Source organism: Pontibacter silvestris (assembly GCF_020907275.1).
Taxonomy (GTDB): domain Bacteria; phylum Bacteroidota; class Bacteroidia; order Cytophagales; family Hymenobacteraceae; genus Pontibacter; species Pontibacter silvestris.
Map to the genome: position 1 here is coordinate 16,276 of NZ_JAJJWI010000022.1, position 16,529 is coordinate 32,804.

13 protein-coding genes, 4 tRNA genes and 1 riboswitch are annotated in these 16,529 nt (G+C 44.5%); of the genes, 7 read left to right on the plus strand and 10 right to left on the minus strand.

Translation table 11 applies throughout. The annotated features are described in order from the left end of the window. A riboswitch (cobalamin riboswitch) is annotated at window positions 1-209 on the minus strand. Between the two features lie 438 nt (window positions 210-647). Then, a complete protein-coding gene (locus LN995_RS17435; protein ID WP_229962370.1) occupies window positions 648-1,184 on the plus strand; it encodes a vWA domain-containing protein in 537 nt (178 codons plus the stop codon). 97 nt (window positions 1,185-1,281) lie between these two features. Here LN995_RS17435 and LN995_RS17440 read toward each other — a convergent pair whose 3' ends face one another. The 5 genes from LN995_RS17440 to LN995_RS17460 are packed head-to-tail and all read right to left on the minus strand — an operon-like array spanning window position 1,282 to window position 6,626. Further along, complete coding sequence (locus LN995_RS17440) at window positions 1,282-2,637, minus strand: cobyrinate a,c-diamide synthase (protein ID WP_229962371.1); 1,356 nt, start codon at window positions 2,635-2,637, stop codon at window positions 1,282-1,284. A gap of 2 nt (window positions 2,638-2,639) precedes the next feature. After that, complete coding sequence (locus tag LN995_RS17445) at window positions 2,640-3,167, minus strand: AAA family ATPase (RefSeq protein ID WP_229962372.1); 528 nt, start codon at window positions 3,165-3,167, stop codon at window positions 2,640-2,642. A 27-nt stretch (window positions 3,168-3,194) separates the two neighbouring features. After that, window positions 3,195-4,133: an adenosylcobinamide-phosphate synthase CbiB gene (gene cbiB, locus LN995_RS17450; protein ID WP_229962373.1), complete on the minus strand. Its 939-nt coding sequence runs from the start codon at window positions 4,131-4,133 to the stop codon at window positions 3,195-3,197. After that, window positions 4,112-5,134: a pyridoxal phosphate-dependent aminotransferase gene (locus LN995_RS17455; protein ID WP_229962374.1), complete on the minus strand. Its 1,023-nt coding sequence runs from the start codon at window positions 5,132-5,134 to the stop codon at window positions 4,112-4,114. Before LN995_RS17455 ends, cbiB begins: the two co-directional genes overlap by 22 nt. Window positions 5,135-5,138: 4 nt before the next feature. Continuing rightward, window positions 5,139-6,626 carry a cobyric acid synthase gene (locus LN995_RS17460; protein ID WP_229962375.1) on the minus strand — a complete coding sequence of 496 codons (1,488 nt, stop codon included), beginning with the start codon at window positions 6,624-6,626 and terminating at the stop codon, window positions 5,139-5,141. 307 nt (window positions 6,627-6,933) lie between these two features. Between LN995_RS17460 and LN995_RS17465 the strand changes: the two genes are divergently transcribed. Next, on the plus strand, window positions 6,934-7,755 hold the full coding sequence (locus tag LN995_RS17465; protein WP_229962376.1) for a hypothetical protein: 822 nt from the start codon (window positions 6,934-6,936) through the stop codon (window positions 7,753-7,755). A gap of 166 nt (window positions 7,756-7,921) precedes the next feature. Here the strand turns inward: LN995_RS17465 and LN995_RS17470 are convergent. From LN995_RS17470 to LN995_RS17485, 4 genes are all read right to left on the minus strand, one after another. Beyond that, window positions 7,922-7,995 (minus strand) — tRNA-Asp (locus LN995_RS17470). A 52-nt stretch (window positions 7,996-8,047) separates the two neighbouring features. Then, window positions 8,048-8,121: transfer RNA gene (locus LN995_RS17475), tRNA-Asp, on the minus strand. Window positions 8,122-8,173: 52 nt separating this feature from the next. Next, window positions 8,174-8,247, minus strand: a tRNA-Asp gene (locus LN995_RS17480). 52 nt (window positions 8,248-8,299) lie between these two features. Beyond that, a tRNA-Asp gene (locus tag LN995_RS17485) sits at window positions 8,300-8,373 on the minus strand. Between the two features lie 225 nt (window positions 8,374-8,598). On the opposite strand from LN995_RS17485, the gene LN995_RS17490 reads away from it, so the two are divergent. The 5 genes from LN995_RS17490 to LN995_RS17510 all read left to right on the plus strand — a co-directional run bounded on the left by LN995_RS17490 (window position 8,599) and on the right by LN995_RS17510 (window position 12,676). Next, window positions 8,599-9,549, plus strand: a complete 951-nt coding sequence (locus LN995_RS17490) for an acetyl-CoA carboxylase carboxyltransferase subunit alpha (protein WP_229962377.1) — start codon at window positions 8,599-8,601, stop codon at window positions 9,547-9,549. Between the two features lie 90 nt (window positions 9,550-9,639). Further along, window positions 9,640-10,482: an MBL fold metallo-hydrolase gene (locus LN995_RS17495; protein ID WP_229962378.1), complete on the plus strand. Its 843-nt coding sequence runs from the start codon at window positions 9,640-9,642 to the stop codon at window positions 10,480-10,482. Window position 10,483: 1 nt separating this feature from the next. After that, window positions 10,484-11,254 (plus strand): patatin-like phospholipase family protein, encoded by a 771-nt coding sequence (locus LN995_RS17500; RefSeq protein WP_229962379.1) that lies wholly within the window; start codon window positions 10,484-10,486, stop codon window positions 11,252-11,254. A 76-nt stretch (window positions 11,255-11,330) separates the two neighbouring features. Further along, window positions 11,331-11,951 (plus strand): hypothetical protein, encoded by a 621-nt coding sequence (locus LN995_RS17505; RefSeq protein WP_229962380.1) that lies wholly within the window; start codon window positions 11,331-11,333, stop codon window positions 11,949-11,951. A gap of 173 nt (window positions 11,952-12,124) precedes the next feature. Further along, window positions 12,125-12,676 carry a 1-acyl-sn-glycerol-3-phosphate acyltransferase gene (locus LN995_RS17510; protein ID WP_229962381.1) on the plus strand — a complete coding sequence of 184 codons (552 nt, stop codon included), beginning with the start codon at window positions 12,125-12,127 and terminating at the stop codon, window positions 12,674-12,676. 113 nt (window positions 12,677-12,789) lie between these two features. On the opposite strand, the gene smc is transcribed toward LN995_RS17510, so the two are convergent. Next, window positions 12,790-16,332: a chromosome segregation protein SMC gene (gene smc / locus LN995_RS17515; protein WP_229962382.1), complete on the minus strand. Its 3,543-nt coding sequence runs from the start codon at window positions 16,330-16,332 to the stop codon at window positions 12,790-12,792. Window positions 16,333-16,529 lie beyond the last annotated feature (197 nt).

Below are 16,529 nucleotides of genomic sequence, written 5' to 3' on the forward strand. Positions count from 1 at the left end.
TGAGTGATATGTATAATGGCAGGTCTTCTGACTTCCCCAAAGCTGACGGCCTTCCCATTCCATACAGAACAGTGGCATTATTTTGTCAGCTTTATATAATGGGGTTACAGCAGCGGAGACTGTTCCGGATTCTCACCGGCATTCCCTTTTAAAGCGAACCGCTACACATTCATTGTATAGGTTCAGCTACCTTTATGCTGGCAAAGGTATAAATAAATAAGGATAAAAAAACTAACAGCCGCTCCTGCCAAAGCAAATGCTACATCTTATTTCTGTTTCAAATACAGAGAGTTTTTTCCTGATCCTGCCGTCACTGCCAAAGCCAGCACATCGGAAATTGAAGGAAAGTATAGCTTGTCTTTGGAATAAATGCCTCTTTATGCCTTGAAACGGTTTCCCGGGAGGGAATTAATAGGGAAACCGGTGTAAGGCCAGAACAGTCTCCGCTGCTGTAAGCTCCTTTAGCGCTTTGTCACTCCTCTTGCTCCACGCTCAGGAGATACATCACCTGAAATACAGGATGCACAGGAAGAGGAGGAATCAGCAAAAAAAAGAAGCATCAGCAGAGGAGAAGGTGTTTCGCTGTTTCGCGGGATGACCTGCATCAGAAAGTCCGTAGTGGCAAATCCGGAAACCTGATACTATTTGTGGTAGACGCCTCCGGCTCCATGGCGGCCAGCCGGCGCATGGAGGCTGTGAAAGGCACAGTCCTCAGCCTTTTAACAGATGCGTACCAAAGGCGGGATACTGTGGGAGTTATAGCGTTTCGGGGAATAGAAGCTCAGGTGTTGCTGCACCCTACGAGCAGTGTGGAACTGGCAGAGCAGGCCCTGCGAAGTTTACCAACAGGAGGACGAACCCCACTTCCGCATGCCCTGCAAACAGCTGTAGTCTTGTTGAGTAAGTTCGACCCAAAGAAGGATTTACAGCCGCTGTTGGTGCTTCTGAGCGATGGGAAAGCCAACGTTGCCTTGCCGGACGGAGGCGATTCCTGGAGCCAGACGCTACAATTGGCTTCTCACCTTAAGGAACTGCGCATTTCCAGTTTAGTAATGAATACCGAGAATGGTTATGTGCAGATGGGCAGGGCTGGGGAGTTGGCAAAAGCGTTGGGAGCACAGTATGTTTCGCTCGAGGAACTAAGGGCTGAGAGTTTAACTCCTGTTGTAAACAACATGATCTAATGACTTTCCGGGAAAGCGCGGGAAGTCAAATTAAAATAGATGAATCAGGGGGATAATGTTTACTCCCTGTGGTGCTTCTTTTAGTTTATTCTTGTAGCTAATGCTCTGATGTTTTCGAAAAAGCACCGTTTATAAGTTTTTGGATAAACCCCTTTTGCTCCCCCCAGTACAGGTGAATGTAAGAGGCAGTAGTCTGCTGCTTTTGGTAGATAGTACATGGAGCCGCCATACCTTTTGCGGTCGTGATCTGGCATGTCAGAATTTCTGCCTTATCCAGTTCAAGACAGGTAGAGTAATGAAATTCATGACCTTTTATCTCCATGTCATCCAGTTTAACACAGCGGTAGCCTAAGTGCAGCTTTGGCTTATCCATAGAGGTAGCCAGGTGCAGGAAGTTTGCCATCTTAAACTCCTGCCCGGCAGTATCAATGATAGACCTGCTCAGGTACATCATTCCGCCGCACTCCGCATAAGTTTTCCCGCCGTTTTCGCAGTACGCCCGAATAGCATGTAGCATACTTTTGTTCTGGCTCAACTGCTCCAGGAAAAGCTCCGGGTATCCTCCGGCTAAATACAACAGGTCGCACTCTGGGAGGACTTTATCCTGTAGAGGACTAAAGAAAATAACCTGCCCCAGTTGGCGCAGCGTCTCCAAATTTTCATGGTACGTAAAGCTAAATGCCTCATCAAGTGCTACGGCAATCTTGAGCTTTGTTTTTGGTGAACCTATAGAAACAGCTGCATCCATTAATTGGGGAAGAGGTTGATTTGTGATCTCCAGCAGCCGATCCAGGTTTACTGTTTCTGATATAGCGGCTGCAATCTTATCACAGAGCGCATCAAAATCTATACTAGAGGAGGTGCTCAAGCCTAAGTGCCGGGACGGAATCTGTATCTCTTCCTGGTGCGGCAGATACCCTAATGCTTCAACTCCCGCATCCTGGCAGGCATCCTGCAGGAAATTATAATGCGAGGCGGAGTTAACATTGTTGAAGATGACACCTTTCAGTGTAATGCCATCATAAAAGTTTTTAAAGCCATAGATCAAAGGCGCAGCGGAGTAGGCCATGGCTTTCGCGTTGATCACAAGGATAATAGGAATACCGAGGAGGGTGGCTATTTCGGCGCTGCTTCCTCTCATTTTCTCTGCTCCATCAAATAACCCCATCACACCCTCTGTTACCGCAACCTCTGCCCCAGCAGTATACTTCTGGTAGATTTGCTTTACATGTGCTGCACTTGCCATAAACGTATCGAGGTTAATGCTGACTTGTCGCGCGGCTATTTTGTGGTGCATAGGGTCCAGGTAATCCGGCCCACATTTAAAAGGCTGCACTTTTAGGCCCCTGCTGGCTAATGCACGCAGCAAACCTAAGGTAACGGTTGTTTTTCCAGAGCCGCTGGAGGGCGCAGCAATCAGGAAGTGGGACTTGTGTGCTGTAGGATGCGGCATAGCTAAATATGAGAAATTACAAAGTTCACCCTTTCGGCAACGGAGGCCTTCGGCAACTCTACGATAGTGTAACGGAGCGATTGATACGTTTCTTTAATGGCGTGAAATAAAATAACGGCCTCTTCAAAAGTTTGCCAGCGTTCGCTGTCATTTACGTAAATGTCCTGCCACGGAGGCGCGAGGAAGACAAGGGGGCTGTACCTGTTTTGCTGCATCGCCTGTTCATATACTTCATCCACAGGTTGCGCTGCTACTTTCAGGTAAGAGATGATATCCGGTATTCCTCTGTCGAAGAAAGTAGTACGCGAAGTTGTATGGGCGTGGCCAAAATCCTGAATCATTCGCTCCAATACTTTCCGGGCAAAGCAGGGGAGGTTCCCCCACGGGAGGCAATCACTTCCCTTCGCTATCTCTTCGATGATCAGCTGCCGGGAAGCCTCTTCGGAGACATTATATCCCTTTTGATGTAATGCCTGCAGGAGGGTGGTTTTACCTGCTCCTGGCCCTCCTGAAATAATGTATTTATGCATGCTTGCTTCGCCGGGTAACGTTTACTTTTACAGCACAAGAAAAGCCATCAGCATAATGCCTGCCACCATAACGAAGCAGGTACCGTGGTTTATCCTGCTGACGCGGTAGATTTCCTGGTGCTTGATTACTCTGTCCTGCTCGCCAATATAAGGCTTATCCACCAGTACGCCATGGTATACATTAGGTCCTCCGAACTGGCAGTTTAATATACCGGCCAGTGCTGCCTCCGGGTATCCGGCATTAGGGCTTTTGTGTTTGTTCCCGTACTTCAAGACAAAAACGAGCCCCTGCCAGCATATGCTTACCAGCGCCATAAGCAAGGCGGTGATACGGGCAGGTATAAAGTTGGCTACATCATCGAGGCGGGCGGCAAACTTGCCAAACTGCTCATACCTGTCGTTTCGATAGCCCAGCATGGAATCCATGGTGTTGATCATTTTGTAGGTCATCATGCCGGGTACGCCAGCCAAGGCAAAATAGAAAAGGGGGGCAATCACGCCATCGCTTAAGTTCTCCGACATGGTTTCGAGCACGGCAATCCTGATTTGCTGCGGGCTTAGTTGAGACGTGTCGCGGCCTACAATGCGGGAGAGTTGTTTCCTTCCGGCCTCCAGCCCCTGTGTGTGCAGCACCTGAAACACCTTACGGCCCTCGTCTACCAGCCCTCTGTTAGCCAGGCCATAAAAGACAAAGATACCTGCAAAAAGAAGGTAGAGGTATGGGTGGAGCGAAAGCAACATTTCACCCACAGTTGAGAAAGTGAAAAAAGTTAGCAGGCACAGCGCCAGTGTTAGCAGCATACCCTTCAGGAACCTATACTTAAGTTTGTTCAGGAGCTGCTCTCCTTTGTAAATAAGGTTTCCGAATACCCTCACCGGATGCGGCAGGTTCTCCGGGTCTCCAACAAGCAGGTCCAGCAGGTATCCGGCGGCAAGCGGAATGATTAGGAGCAGTGCTTGTTCCATGTCGTCAGGGCTTGAATAAGTAACTGATTTCTGGCAGGTGTCAGGGTGGCTACTCTAAAGTGCTTCTCGTTTAATCCCCTGAAGTTGCTCGCATCGCGGATCAGTATACCATGCTTTTCCACGAGGTATTGCTTTAATTCGGCTGCAGTGCTATGTGCTGTTTCAGCCAGAAAAAAATGGGTGTGGCTTTCGTGCACTTTAACGCCTGCCTCTTGTTGCAGCTGGAATGTAAGGGCCTCTTTATCCTTTAACAGCTGTCTGAGAGGCAATTGGATATGCTTGTAATTGTCAAAGATGTATTTGCCTGCTGCTATCGCCAATGCGTTCACGGACCACGGGAACTTGAGGTCTCTTAGCTGGGCACTCCGTTTCTCATGGGCCACGATATAGCCCAGGCGCAATCCGGGTATGGCAAAGGCCTTGGTCATAGAGCGCAGCAAGAGTAAATTCTCATAGCGGATAAGTAAGGGGATGGCTGTTTCTATGGATATTGTGAACTCGATAAAAGCCTCATCCAGCACAAACAGTGTCTGTGGATTTCTGTCGATCAACTCTTCTAAAGGAAAATATACGCTGCCCGTGGGGTTGTTAGGATTACAGATAAATAGCAGGTCTGTTTCTAATCTGGGAATACTGTTAAGTTTGTCCCAAGGCATAAACTCTACCTGGTGCTGATGCATCCGGCAGGCGTCTTCGTACTCGGCAAAAGCTGGTGTGGCAATCGTAGTTCTCTGGCCCCTAAATGCCTGCGCTACTAAATAAACGCTTTCTGTGGTGCCGTTGCTGATGAGTACCTGCCCTGGTTTTAAATGGTAATGCTGTGCCACCTGCTCACTTAAGCTCTCTGCCAGAACTTCCGGGTACTTCTGTACGAGGTGCCACTGGTTAAAAAGATGCTCTTTCATGCCTGCGGGTTCACCGCCGTACCATACATTGGTGCTGAAATCTGCTATAATCTTATGCTTGTAACGATAGGAATCGTCTCCGTGTCCGTGTAGCATATACTCAATTATTTATCCGTAAGCTGTGGTATATCTTGTCCACATAAACATGTTCCCTGATAACGGCAGCCAGTTTGTCATACTGCTCTTCCTTGAACTGCTGATAGTCAAAGGCTTCTCCAGCCACTGAAGTGTAATCAGATAAAATATCATTTACTACGGCTGTGTTATCTAAAATCCCATGCAGATAAGTGCCCCAGCATTTCTTGTTAAGGAAAAGTCCATCGGTGCGGCCATCCGTGAAAAAATTAACAGGGTTTACTGCCGTGGTGGGAGTGCTGAGCCCCATGTGTATTTCATAACCTTTGCACTTCTCCGGGTAATTTCGGTAGGTAAAGTTACACTGTTGGGTGGTCTTTTCTGATTGAAGAACAGTGCGGACCGGTAAGAGCCCCAGCCCGGCAGTGCGCGCGATGCTACTTTCCACTTGATGTGGGTCTTCCACCACTTCCCCCATCATCTGGTATCCACCGCAAATACCGATAATTGTTTTCTCTTTCCTGTAGGCCTCGTAAATGGCCTGTGCCACGCCATTATTCTTGATCTGCACGAGATCCTCAATCGTGTTCTTGCTGCCCGGTAACACCACAATGTCAGCTTTGGCTATTTCTGTGGGCTGATCGGTATAGTACAGGTTCACGCGCGGGTCTTTTTCCAGCCGATCAAAGTCTGAGAAATTAGACATTCTATTCATCCGGATAACGGCCACATTCACCTTGTCTGCTACTGCTGCCTTATGTTTTTTCTCCAGTGAAACAGAATCCTCCTCCTCTATAAAGATATTTTTGAAATAGGGGAGAACGCCCACGACAGGAACTCCGCATAAACTTTCGATCATTTGTCTGCCCTCGTCAAACAGCCTGCTGTCGCCCCTGAATTTGTTGATGATGATTCCTTTGATGCACTGTTTCTCTTCTGGCGTGAGCAGCGCTATGGTACCGTACAGACTGCCAAAAATACCGCCACGGTCAATATCGCCAATCAGGTATGTGGCGGCGCCGGCATGAAGTGCCATGCGCATGTTGGTGATATCGCGGTGCTTCAGGTTCAATTCTGAAATGCTGCCGGCTCCTTCCATTACAACAGGCGAATATTGACTTGAAAGCCGATCAAAAGCTTGCTTTACTTCTAAAAACAGCTCTTGCCGGTTATTCCCCATAAAATAGTCGTAGGCTGACTGGGTTCCAACTGGTTTGCCATGAAGTACTACCTGAGAGGCTTTGTCGGTGGTTGGCTTCAGTAGCACGGGGTTCATATCGGTGTGGCAGGGGATACCGGCTGCTTCGGCTTGTACAGCCTGTGCTCTGCCTATTTCCAATCCCTCCGGCGTTGCGTAGCTATTCAACGACATATTCTGCGCCTTAAAAGGGGCAGGAGTATAGCCGTCCTGTTTAAAGATCCGGCAAAAGCCAGCCGCAACAACGCTTTTGCCAACATCGGAGGCAGTCCCGACAAACATGATGGGGCGTAGCTCTAATTTTATTTTTTTCATTTCGTCTGCAAGCTTAACACTTTTACCGGAAATTTTGCAATAGACTTAGTAATGGATTCCATTTATAAAAGGAATGAAGGCTTATCTCTCTTTTAGGCTTTTCAGGAATCAATAGGCCTTTACAATACTTGCCTTGAGATACGAAAGGAATAGGTTGCAGACAAAACGGCTATTGATTTACGTGTTTGCTTAAGAAGGATTATTTACTGTCGTTAAAGTAGGTAATCCTAATACAACTGTTCTAAACGGAAGCGCTTTATCTACGTTAAAATTTATAATACTAATTAATAACCATAAACATTCTACTATGGAAAGAAACGAGAAAGACCGCTACTACCAAAACGGTTACAGCAGTGACAACAGACGTAATTTTGATTATAACGACAGATCACATGGACGTGACTTAAGACACCAGTTCGAGCAAGAGTATCGGAACCGTTTTGAGCACGATCATTATAACGACAATCAAAGAGATAGAGATTTTAACAGTCGTAGCTTTAACGATAATAATCGTTCTAACCGTTCCAATAACAGTTATTATCGCAGCCGTGACTATGAAATGGAGCGAAATTATTATGATAACACCAGGGGCAACAGTGGCAACCTCGGTAATGTTAGACAGGGCTATGGTATTTCCAGCTTCGCAGGCACTTCAGACCGCTTCAACACCTTAAACAACCCTCAGCGAGAAAGAAATGTGCAGCAGGAACAAGGTTATTTATCTGACCAGGGGCGTGAAAACAGAAGCACCCGCTACAGAAATCCAGATGATAACTTTAACTATGGCGAAGAAATGTCCAAAAGAAGATTCTCTGATTTTGGCTCTATGAGTGATAGGGGTGGTTTTGGTAATTCTGGTGTACACTCCAACAGAGGAGTCCCTAACTACAGTATGCGAAACTTTGACGAAGGTTATGGTGCCGGTATGGGAAGTTCTTATGGCGGTAAAAATTATGGCGGTGGCTCTGGGTATGCAGGAGGCAGCAGAGGTACTAATACTACTTACAGCAATTCATCCGGTAACTTTGGTGGTTCTGGCTCTATGGGCGTTACTGGTACTAATTACCATAACAGCTTTTCTACAGGTTCAGATCGGGGTGGTTACGTAAACAATGACCCAAACTATTAAAAAACAAAATAACCTGCCTTTACTCAGGGCAGGTTATTTTATATAGATGCAACTGTTCCATCAATTATGAAACAGAATAGAAACAAAAAAGAAAAAGGCCAATTTCTGAGATGGAAACAGCCATAAAAGCAAAAAGGCTTGCAAAAAAATTTGCAAGCCTTTTATGCGGTCTGGACGGGACTCGAACCCGCGACCTCCGCCGTGACAGGGCGGCATTCTAACCAACTGAACTACCAGACCAATACTTTTTGAAAAGAACCTTTTGCTCTTGAAAATTTACCGCAATTTCTTGCGGTCTGGACGGGACTCGAACCCGCGACCTCCGCCGTGACAGGGCGGCATTCTAACCAACTGAACTACCAGACCAATACTTTTTGAAAAGAACCTTTTGCTCTTGAAAATTTACCGCAATTTCTTGCGGTCTGGACGGGACTCGAACCCGCGACCTCCGCCGTGACAGGGCGGCATTCTAACCAACTGAACTACCAGACCAATACTTTTTGAAAAGAACCTTTTGCTCTTGAAAATTTACCGCAATTTCTTGCGGTCTGGACGGGACTCGAACCCGCGACCTCCGCCGTGACAGGGCGGCATTCTAACCAACTGAACTACCAGACCTTCTTGTTGTTTTCTCTAACGCTGTTCGTTAAAGTGATGCAAAGGTATGTGCTAGATTTTTAATGTGCAAGAGGTAACGACAAATTACAGCTTAAATTTTAGAATAAAAAACGCAAACAACTCATTATCAAATATATTATTTTTTTAATTAATTATAAAAGTCGCTCTTTGTTACCAGCATATAAGTAAACTGTTAAATTTGTAGCTGTAATCAGCGAATATACTATGCTTTTAGATTTCGAACAGCCAATCGCTGCCCTGGAGGGCAAACTGCAGGAAATGAAAAAACTGGCAAGCGAAAGCCAGGTAGATGTGTCAGAGGCAGTAAAAGCTCTGGAGGTAAAAATCAGAGACCTAAAGAAAGAAACATATGCTAACCTAACCCGTTGGCAGCGTGTTCAGCTTTCCCGGCACCCCGACAGGCCCTACACGTTAGACTATATAGAAGGTATAGCCGATAAGTTTGTTGAGCTGCACGGAGACCGAACTGTAGCCGATGACAAAGCAATGGTAGGTGGTTTTGGGGAGTTAGATGGCCGTAGCGTTATGTTTATTGGGCAGCAGAAGGGACGTAATACCAAACAGCGCCAGTTGCGCAATTTTGGTATGGCAAACCCCGAAGGGTATCGCAAAGCACTCCGCCTGATGAAACTTGCGGAGAAGTTTGGTAAACCTATTGTTACTTTTATAGACACCCCAGGTGCTTTCCCTGGCTTGGAGGCAGAAGAGCGTGGCCAGGGCGAGGCAATTGCCCGCAACCTGAAAGAAATGTTCATGCTAAAAGTACCTGTCATCTGTATCATTATAGGAGAGGGAGCTTCCGGTGGTGCTTTAGGTATTGCTATAGGTGATCGTGTAATGATGCTGGAGAATACCTGGTATTCCGTTATCTCGCCGGAATCCTGCTCTTCCATTTTATGGAGAAGCTGGAACTATAAAGAGCAGGCTGCCGAAGCGCTTAAACTTACTGCTCAGGATATGCTTCAAAACAAGTTAATTGATGGCATAATTAAAGAACCTTTAGGCGGAGCGCATACGGAACCTGAGAAAATGATGCGAACTCTTAAAAAAGAGATTGTAAAACTATTGAACGAAGTTGATGCCTTAGATACAGAAGAGCGTATTATTCAGCGTATTGAGAAGTTCTCTTCGATGGGAGTAGTAGTAGAAGGCTAAGCTTACTTAAATTATAGAGCTATGTTTTCAGTAACTATAGCTCTATAATTTAAGTAAGCCTATCTTACAACTTAACTCTTTAATTCTGCGATGAAGTTACACGTAATCAACACAGGTCTTTTTAAACTAGATGGAGGGGCTATGTTTGGGGTGGTGCCTAAAACCCTTTGGCAACGCACAAATCCTGCTGATGAAAATAACCTGTGTACGTGGGCAATGCGCTGCCTGCTTATTGAGGATGGTAACAGGCTCATTTTAATTGATAATGGTATAGGTGATAAGCAGGATGCAAAGTTTTTCAGCCATTACTACTTACATGGTGATGATACACTTGAAAAATCACTAACGCAGGCAGGGTTTTCTTTTGCCGATATTACGGATGTTTTCCTCACACACCTTCACTTCGACCATTGTGGGGGTGGTGTAAAGTATAAAAATAGTGATAGAGCATTGGAACTGGTTTTTCCGAATGCTACTTACTGGTCTAATGGTGATCATTGGAAATGGGCTACAGAACCAAACGCACGTGAAAAAGCATCTTTTCTGAAAGAAAATATTTTACCTATGCAGGAGAGTGGGCATCTAAAGTTTGTAGATGTTGAGGCAACTTCTCCATTTCCACAGTTTGATATTATTTATGCTGACGGGCACACAGATAAACAGATGCTGCCAATTATTTCTTATAAAGGCCGCAGGATAGTTTATGTAGCAGATCTGCTTCCGTCTGTAGGGCATCTACCTTTACCTTATGTCATGGGGTATGACACGAGGCCTCTCTTAACCCTTCAAGAGAAGGCAGCCTTCCTTACAAAAGCTGCTGATGAAGACTATGTGCTGTTCCTGGAGCATGATGCTGTAAACGAGTGCTGTACGGTAAAGCATACAGAAAAAGGCGTACGCTTAGCAGAAACTTTTACGCTGAACGACCTATAGCATGCAGCAGATAGGTTTAGCACTTTCAGGGGGAGGAGCCAGAGGTATCGCACATTTAGGGGTACTAAAGGCTTTAGATGAACTAGGTATTAAACTCAGTGTTATTTCCGGTGTTAGTTCAGGAGCGATAGCAGGTGTTATGTATGCCGCAGGTTTTAAGCCTGACGAAATTCTGAAACTGATAAAGGAGCTTAGTGTCTACAACATTATGAGACCAGCCTTTAAAATTGGTCTCATGCACCTCGAAGAGGTAGAGAAACTTTATATCAAGCACCTTGGGGCAGGCATAAAGTTTGAAGACCTTAACATCCCGGTTATTGTAAGTGCCACCGACATGAATGAAGGCATAACTGTCTACTATTCTTCAGGTGAGCTCATAAAGCCTCTTCTTGCTACTTCTGCTGTGCCGATATTGTATAAACCCGTATCGTTTGAGGGAAAGCTTCTGAACGATGGAGGTTTGCTCAATAACCTGCCTTTAGACCCTCTTTACAGCAACTGCGACATTAAAATAGGTGTTCATGTTAACCCCATTAACCATAATGCGCATATAACCTCTATGCGTGGTATGATTGAACGCTCCGTGTTGCTTGCAATCAATAACAATGTAAAGCTTAGAATGCACCTTTGTGATTTACTTATAGAGCCTCAGGAGCTGAAGTATTATCGCTTAACTAATTTCAGAAAAGCAGATGAAATTTTTGAAATAGGCTATCGGTATACCCTGAACATGGAAAAACATATACGGCAGTTAATTAAAAAATCACAATAACTCATCTTTCCCAGGATCGTTTATATATATCAACCATTGTAGAAAGGCATATTATTGTTTTGATCAATCAAGTTGTATGTATAAATATCTTTTACTGTTTTTACTGTTTTCTCCTGTTCTGACTTTAGCCCAGGAAAATGAGAGTTTTCTTATCAGAGGAAAAGTTAAACAAGGGTCCATAATGATTGGTGGTAACGCTGCCGGCTATTACAATAAAGTAAAGGACGACCTGTACGGTAGTTCTTACGAAGCAAATAAAATCTGGCTAGAAATCAGAGCTAAAAACGGCTACTTTATCAGGCATGACTGGGCAATCGGACTTGATATTTCACTGCACCACGAGAGCCAGAACATTACTACAGCTGCCGTTAGACATCCGTTAAGAGAAACATCTCTAATCTTTGGACCTTTTACACGTTATTATCTAGCAGGTGCATTCTTTGGAGAGTTTATGGTAGGTGTAGGCCTCCACGACTTCTCAAGTGGTCCAAATAATAACATAGTAGCTTCTAACTTGGGAGTTGGCTATTCTTATTTCATAAACCAGCAACTAGCGGTGGAGCCAATTTTATCTTTTCGGTACCAAAGAGACGTATATCATAGCCAACGCCGTGTTAGTTACGGCCCCATGATAGGTATAGGCGTACAGGCATTTCTGCTGCGTCAAAGGTCACACATCATCAAGAGAGGCTTATAATATATAATAGCTAAAACATTTGTTTCTATTGTTTCAGCTATCTGAGCTTACTGTTCTTTATGAGGAATGGTGTAACTATTCCTTTTGATCCTCTCGCAAACATTTATTTTGTTCATCTGTACTGTACAAAAAGAAAAACTGATTAGTTTTGATTTACACTATTGTAATCATACATGTTTGGTAAACTTTTAGCAAAAATTATTTTTAAAGTATCAGGTTGGAAACTAGTAGGAAACCTGGCACCTGATCAGCGCAGATGTGTCATGATAGCTGCGCCACATACAAGCAACTGGGACTTTATATATGCCCGTGCTGCCTTCTTTCTAATGGATGCTCCCATTAAGGTTACTATCAAGAAAGAGTTCATGCGTTTTCCTGTTGGAGGCTTACTAAAGTCTATGGGGGCATTACCTGTTGACAGATCTAAAAATACTCGCATGGTTGATGCTATGGTACGCATCTTTAAAGAGACACCAGGAGATATGTGTGTCATGGTAACACCAGAAGGCACCCGTAAATATCAGCCTCGTTGGCGTAAAGGCTTCTATCATGTCGCCTTAGGTGCAGGCGTACCAATAGTTCTGGGCTATCTGGATTATTCTAGAAAAGAGGCAGGTGTAGGGCCTTCTATCATGCCATCAGGTGACATAGAGGCAGATATGGAAAAAATAATGGCGTTTTACCGTACCAAAAAAGGAAAGTATCCTGAGCAGGGTGTACTTTAATTGAAGTACTAAATCAATACCTCTGCCATCACGTCTTAATATAAAAAGCGGCTGCATTTTAAAGTGCAGCCGCTTTTTTTGAGGTTTCAATCAAACCTTTACTTTATGCCACGCTAAGCTATTTGTCGTAAATCAACGGGAATTACACGCGAAATACCCGCTTCAATCATCGTTATGCCATACATCACATCAGTTGATGCCATAGTTCGTTTGTTGTGCGTTACCACAATAAACTGGGAGTCATTAGAGAAGGTGCGGATAATGTTATTGAACTTATCAATATTTGCATCATCCAATGGTGCATCTACCTCATCAAAAATACAGAACGGTGCCGGCTTCAGTAGGTAAATGGCGAAAAGCAGGGAAATAGCCGTTAGGGTTTTCTCACCACCTGAAAGTTGATTAATGGTCAGAGGGCGTTTACCTTTAGGTTGCGCCATAATTTCTATTTTAGCTTCCAGAGGATTAGTAGGATCTGTAATAACCAGGTCACAGTTATCCTCATCTGTAAACAAGCTACGGAACACCCGGATGAAGTTTCCTTTAATCTGGTTAAAGGCTTCCATGAACTTTTCTTTTGCCACTGTATCAATCTCGTTGATGGTATTGATTAATGTGTTCTTGGCATTGATAAGGTCATTTCGTTGTTCAGTGATGAATTTGTTCCGCTCCTCAATCTCTGTATAGGCCTCAGCTGCCATGGCATTTACTGGCCCCATTTTATCCAGGCTAGACTTAACCGAGGATATATGAGTTTTCAGTTCATCATCAGATAAAGTAAACAGTTCGGTTGTCTCCAGTTCAGGGATAGGCTGAGACATGTCTTCCATTTGTATATTAAACTCAGCTCCCAAACGCTCCTGTACTGATACCAGCTTAATTTTAGTATCGTTAATTGTTTGCTGCATACGCATAAGAAGCTCATCAGAATTCTGGCGCTTGCGTTGTAACTCACGAATTACCTTGTCTTTTTCGTCTAATTCTCCGCGCAGGCTAAAGTACTTTTTCTCTATATCCTCTAACTGATACCCAAACTCACGGCGGGCCTCTACCATGGTCTCTACTACAGCCTCATTATCATCTATAAAAGCAGTGGCTTCAGCAATTTCTTCCTCTGATTTTGCTAATTCCTGCTTCAGTCCCTCAATGCGGTCCTGGTTTGTTTCAACGGTTTTCTGTTTGTAACTGATTTCCTGCTGTAAACTGGCGTAGCGGTTTTTTAGTTGATGAAACTGAATGTTCTCCTGATTATACATACCTGAGATTACTGCAATCTGCTCCTGCTGTTGCTCTATTTGGGATGTATAAACGGCAAGTTCTTCTTCCAGGCGCTTCAGCTCCTGCTGGTCTGCCTCAGCCTGGGGAGATACCTGCAGGCTTTGTTTGTGCAACTCATCGAGGCGCTGCTCAAGTTCTTCTTTCTTCTGGTTATAGTTTCTACGGTTTTGCTGATGTTGCTCATGCTTGATACGAACAGTTAGTAAATCCTGCTGTAGTTTAGAAACCTCCTTTTCCAGTACCTTGATGGCTTCTTTTTTAGACTCGCCTTTATAATTAAGTAAAATCTGGTTCTGCGTGTTAATCCGGCTCTGAAGCAGATCGGCTTGAGCGGTTAGCTCTTCGATTTCCTGCTCTAACTGCTCCAGGTTCTGCTTACGACCAAGGCGATTTCCATCAAACAGGCCTACAGAACCGCCAGAAAGGCTCAGCGGTTTTTTGATAGCAGAACCATCCTTTAAAATGATGGTGCGGTAGTCGCTGGAGTAAAGCTCATCCTCTTCATTGTCGCTGATGTACACATTGTTGAGCATGTACTTTAACAGGCTGCTGTATTTTTTATCCGCTGAAACTACCTCATAAGCTGCCTCCAGATTGCCTTCGTTATATGTAGCAGTTGGCTCCAGTTCTTCAATCTCCGAAAGGATAATAAAGTTTGCCCGGCCTTTGTTCTCGCTCTTAAGTAATTCAATAGCCTCTACAGCATCTTCCAGGGTGTCTACCACAAAGAAGTTCATGTAAGGCTCCAGGTAACTTTCAATAAGAGGTTTATAATCAGGCTTGCTAACTAAAATGTCAGATAGGAGAGGAGCAGGTTTTGCCCAGCTTTCAGACTTAGACAAGAACTTAATTGCTTCTGGAAAACCTTCCATGTTCTCCACCAGAGACTTTGTCAGGTTATACTGGTTCTGTTTAGCATCAAGAGCCCTGTTAAGGTCAACCAGTTGCTCTTTTAGCGCCTCCATGTCACCCTCGGTTTTCTCTATATCTTGTAATAATGTTTCTTCCTTAGCTTGCAGTCGAACAAGTTCGGCAGTTTTGTCCTCCAGTTCCAGTTGTGCTTCCTGCAACTGCTCTTCAAGTATACGTGCATCTTCATCAGCAGTAAGCTGCTGATGCTCCATGCGCACCAAGTCTTTGTTTATGTTTTGTATTTGAACCTCGCTAATCTCCAGTGACTTATTCAGCTGATAAACTTCGTTAAGTTTATTTTTCTGCTTTTGAGTAATCTCCTGTAAACTGTCCTGCAACGAGTCTCTCTGTTCGTTTGCCTCCTGAAGCTCTTCTTTTAAAGAACAAACCTGCTCTTCAGCTTCAGCAAAACTACCCTGAACTGTTTCAAGTTCTTCACGCAGTTCGACTATGCTTTCCTGTGTGTGGTCAAGGTTAGCCGTATCCTGGCTTATCTGCTGGCGCAATTGCTGCATACGCTCCTGAAGAAAGGTGCTGCGTTCAGCCTTCAGTTTTATGTCATTTTCCAGCTGGCGCAGCTTAGCCGTTTGCACCTGCATGGTTTTCTGCATTTCGCCTAGCTGCTCCTGTGTCTGGTTTAGCTCTGCTTTTTGATCTGCAATAGCCTCTTCAGCCTCTGTTACTGTTATTATATATCCCTCTTTTAACTGGGACTCATTTTGAACATCCTGCTCCAGGCGCTGTAGTGTCTCCTGGTATTGGGTAATATTACGGCGTGCATATTCCAGGCTATGCTTTTTATAGTCATCCTTTAACTGGAAATACTTAATTGCCTGTTTTGCTTGCCGCTCCAGTGTTTTCATGTTCTTTCCAATCTCGAACAACACATCTTCCAGGCGCTCCAGGTCAGCATCTGTTTCTTCCAGCTTTTTCAGCGTTTGCTTTTTTCGTACCCTGAACTTTGAGATTCCGGCAGCTTCTTCGAACAGCAATCGGCGAGAGTTCTCCTTATCATTCAGTATCTCGTCTACCATCTTCAGTTCAATAATAGCATAGCTATCAGACCCAATTCCTGTGTCCAGGAAAAGTTCGTTGATATCTTTCAGACGACAGGCAACACCATTAAGCATGTATTCGCTATCGCCATTGCGGTGATACTTGCGGGTAACAGTTACTTGTGAGTATTCAGTAGGAAGTACACCTCTGTTGTTGTCAAAGGTGATGGACACCTCAGCCATTTGTACAGGCTTTCGGGTTTTGGAACCGTTGAAAATAACGTTCTCCATTTTGTCAGAGCGGAGGTTACGTGTTTTCTGCTCCCCCAGCACCCAACGTATGGCATCTACCACATTAGACTTGCCACAGCCGTTAGGCCCGACAATGCCTGTAATCCCTTCGTCAAAATTAATGACGACACGGTCGCCAAAACTTTTGAACCCTCTAATTTCTAGTTTTGATACTTGCATTCGCGTTAGCGGAAACTCTATAAATTAAACTCAAAAATAAGAGGTTTTCTTTTATGATGTAGAATTTAGGTGAACTTGTCAGCTTTAAATTTAAATAAACACTGTACTATTACGCCATCTAACACATCAGGGCAGCAATAAGATTCTCAGGAAGAAGTACTTCTGAGAAATGGTTTTAGGAGGCTGCTTGCCATGGT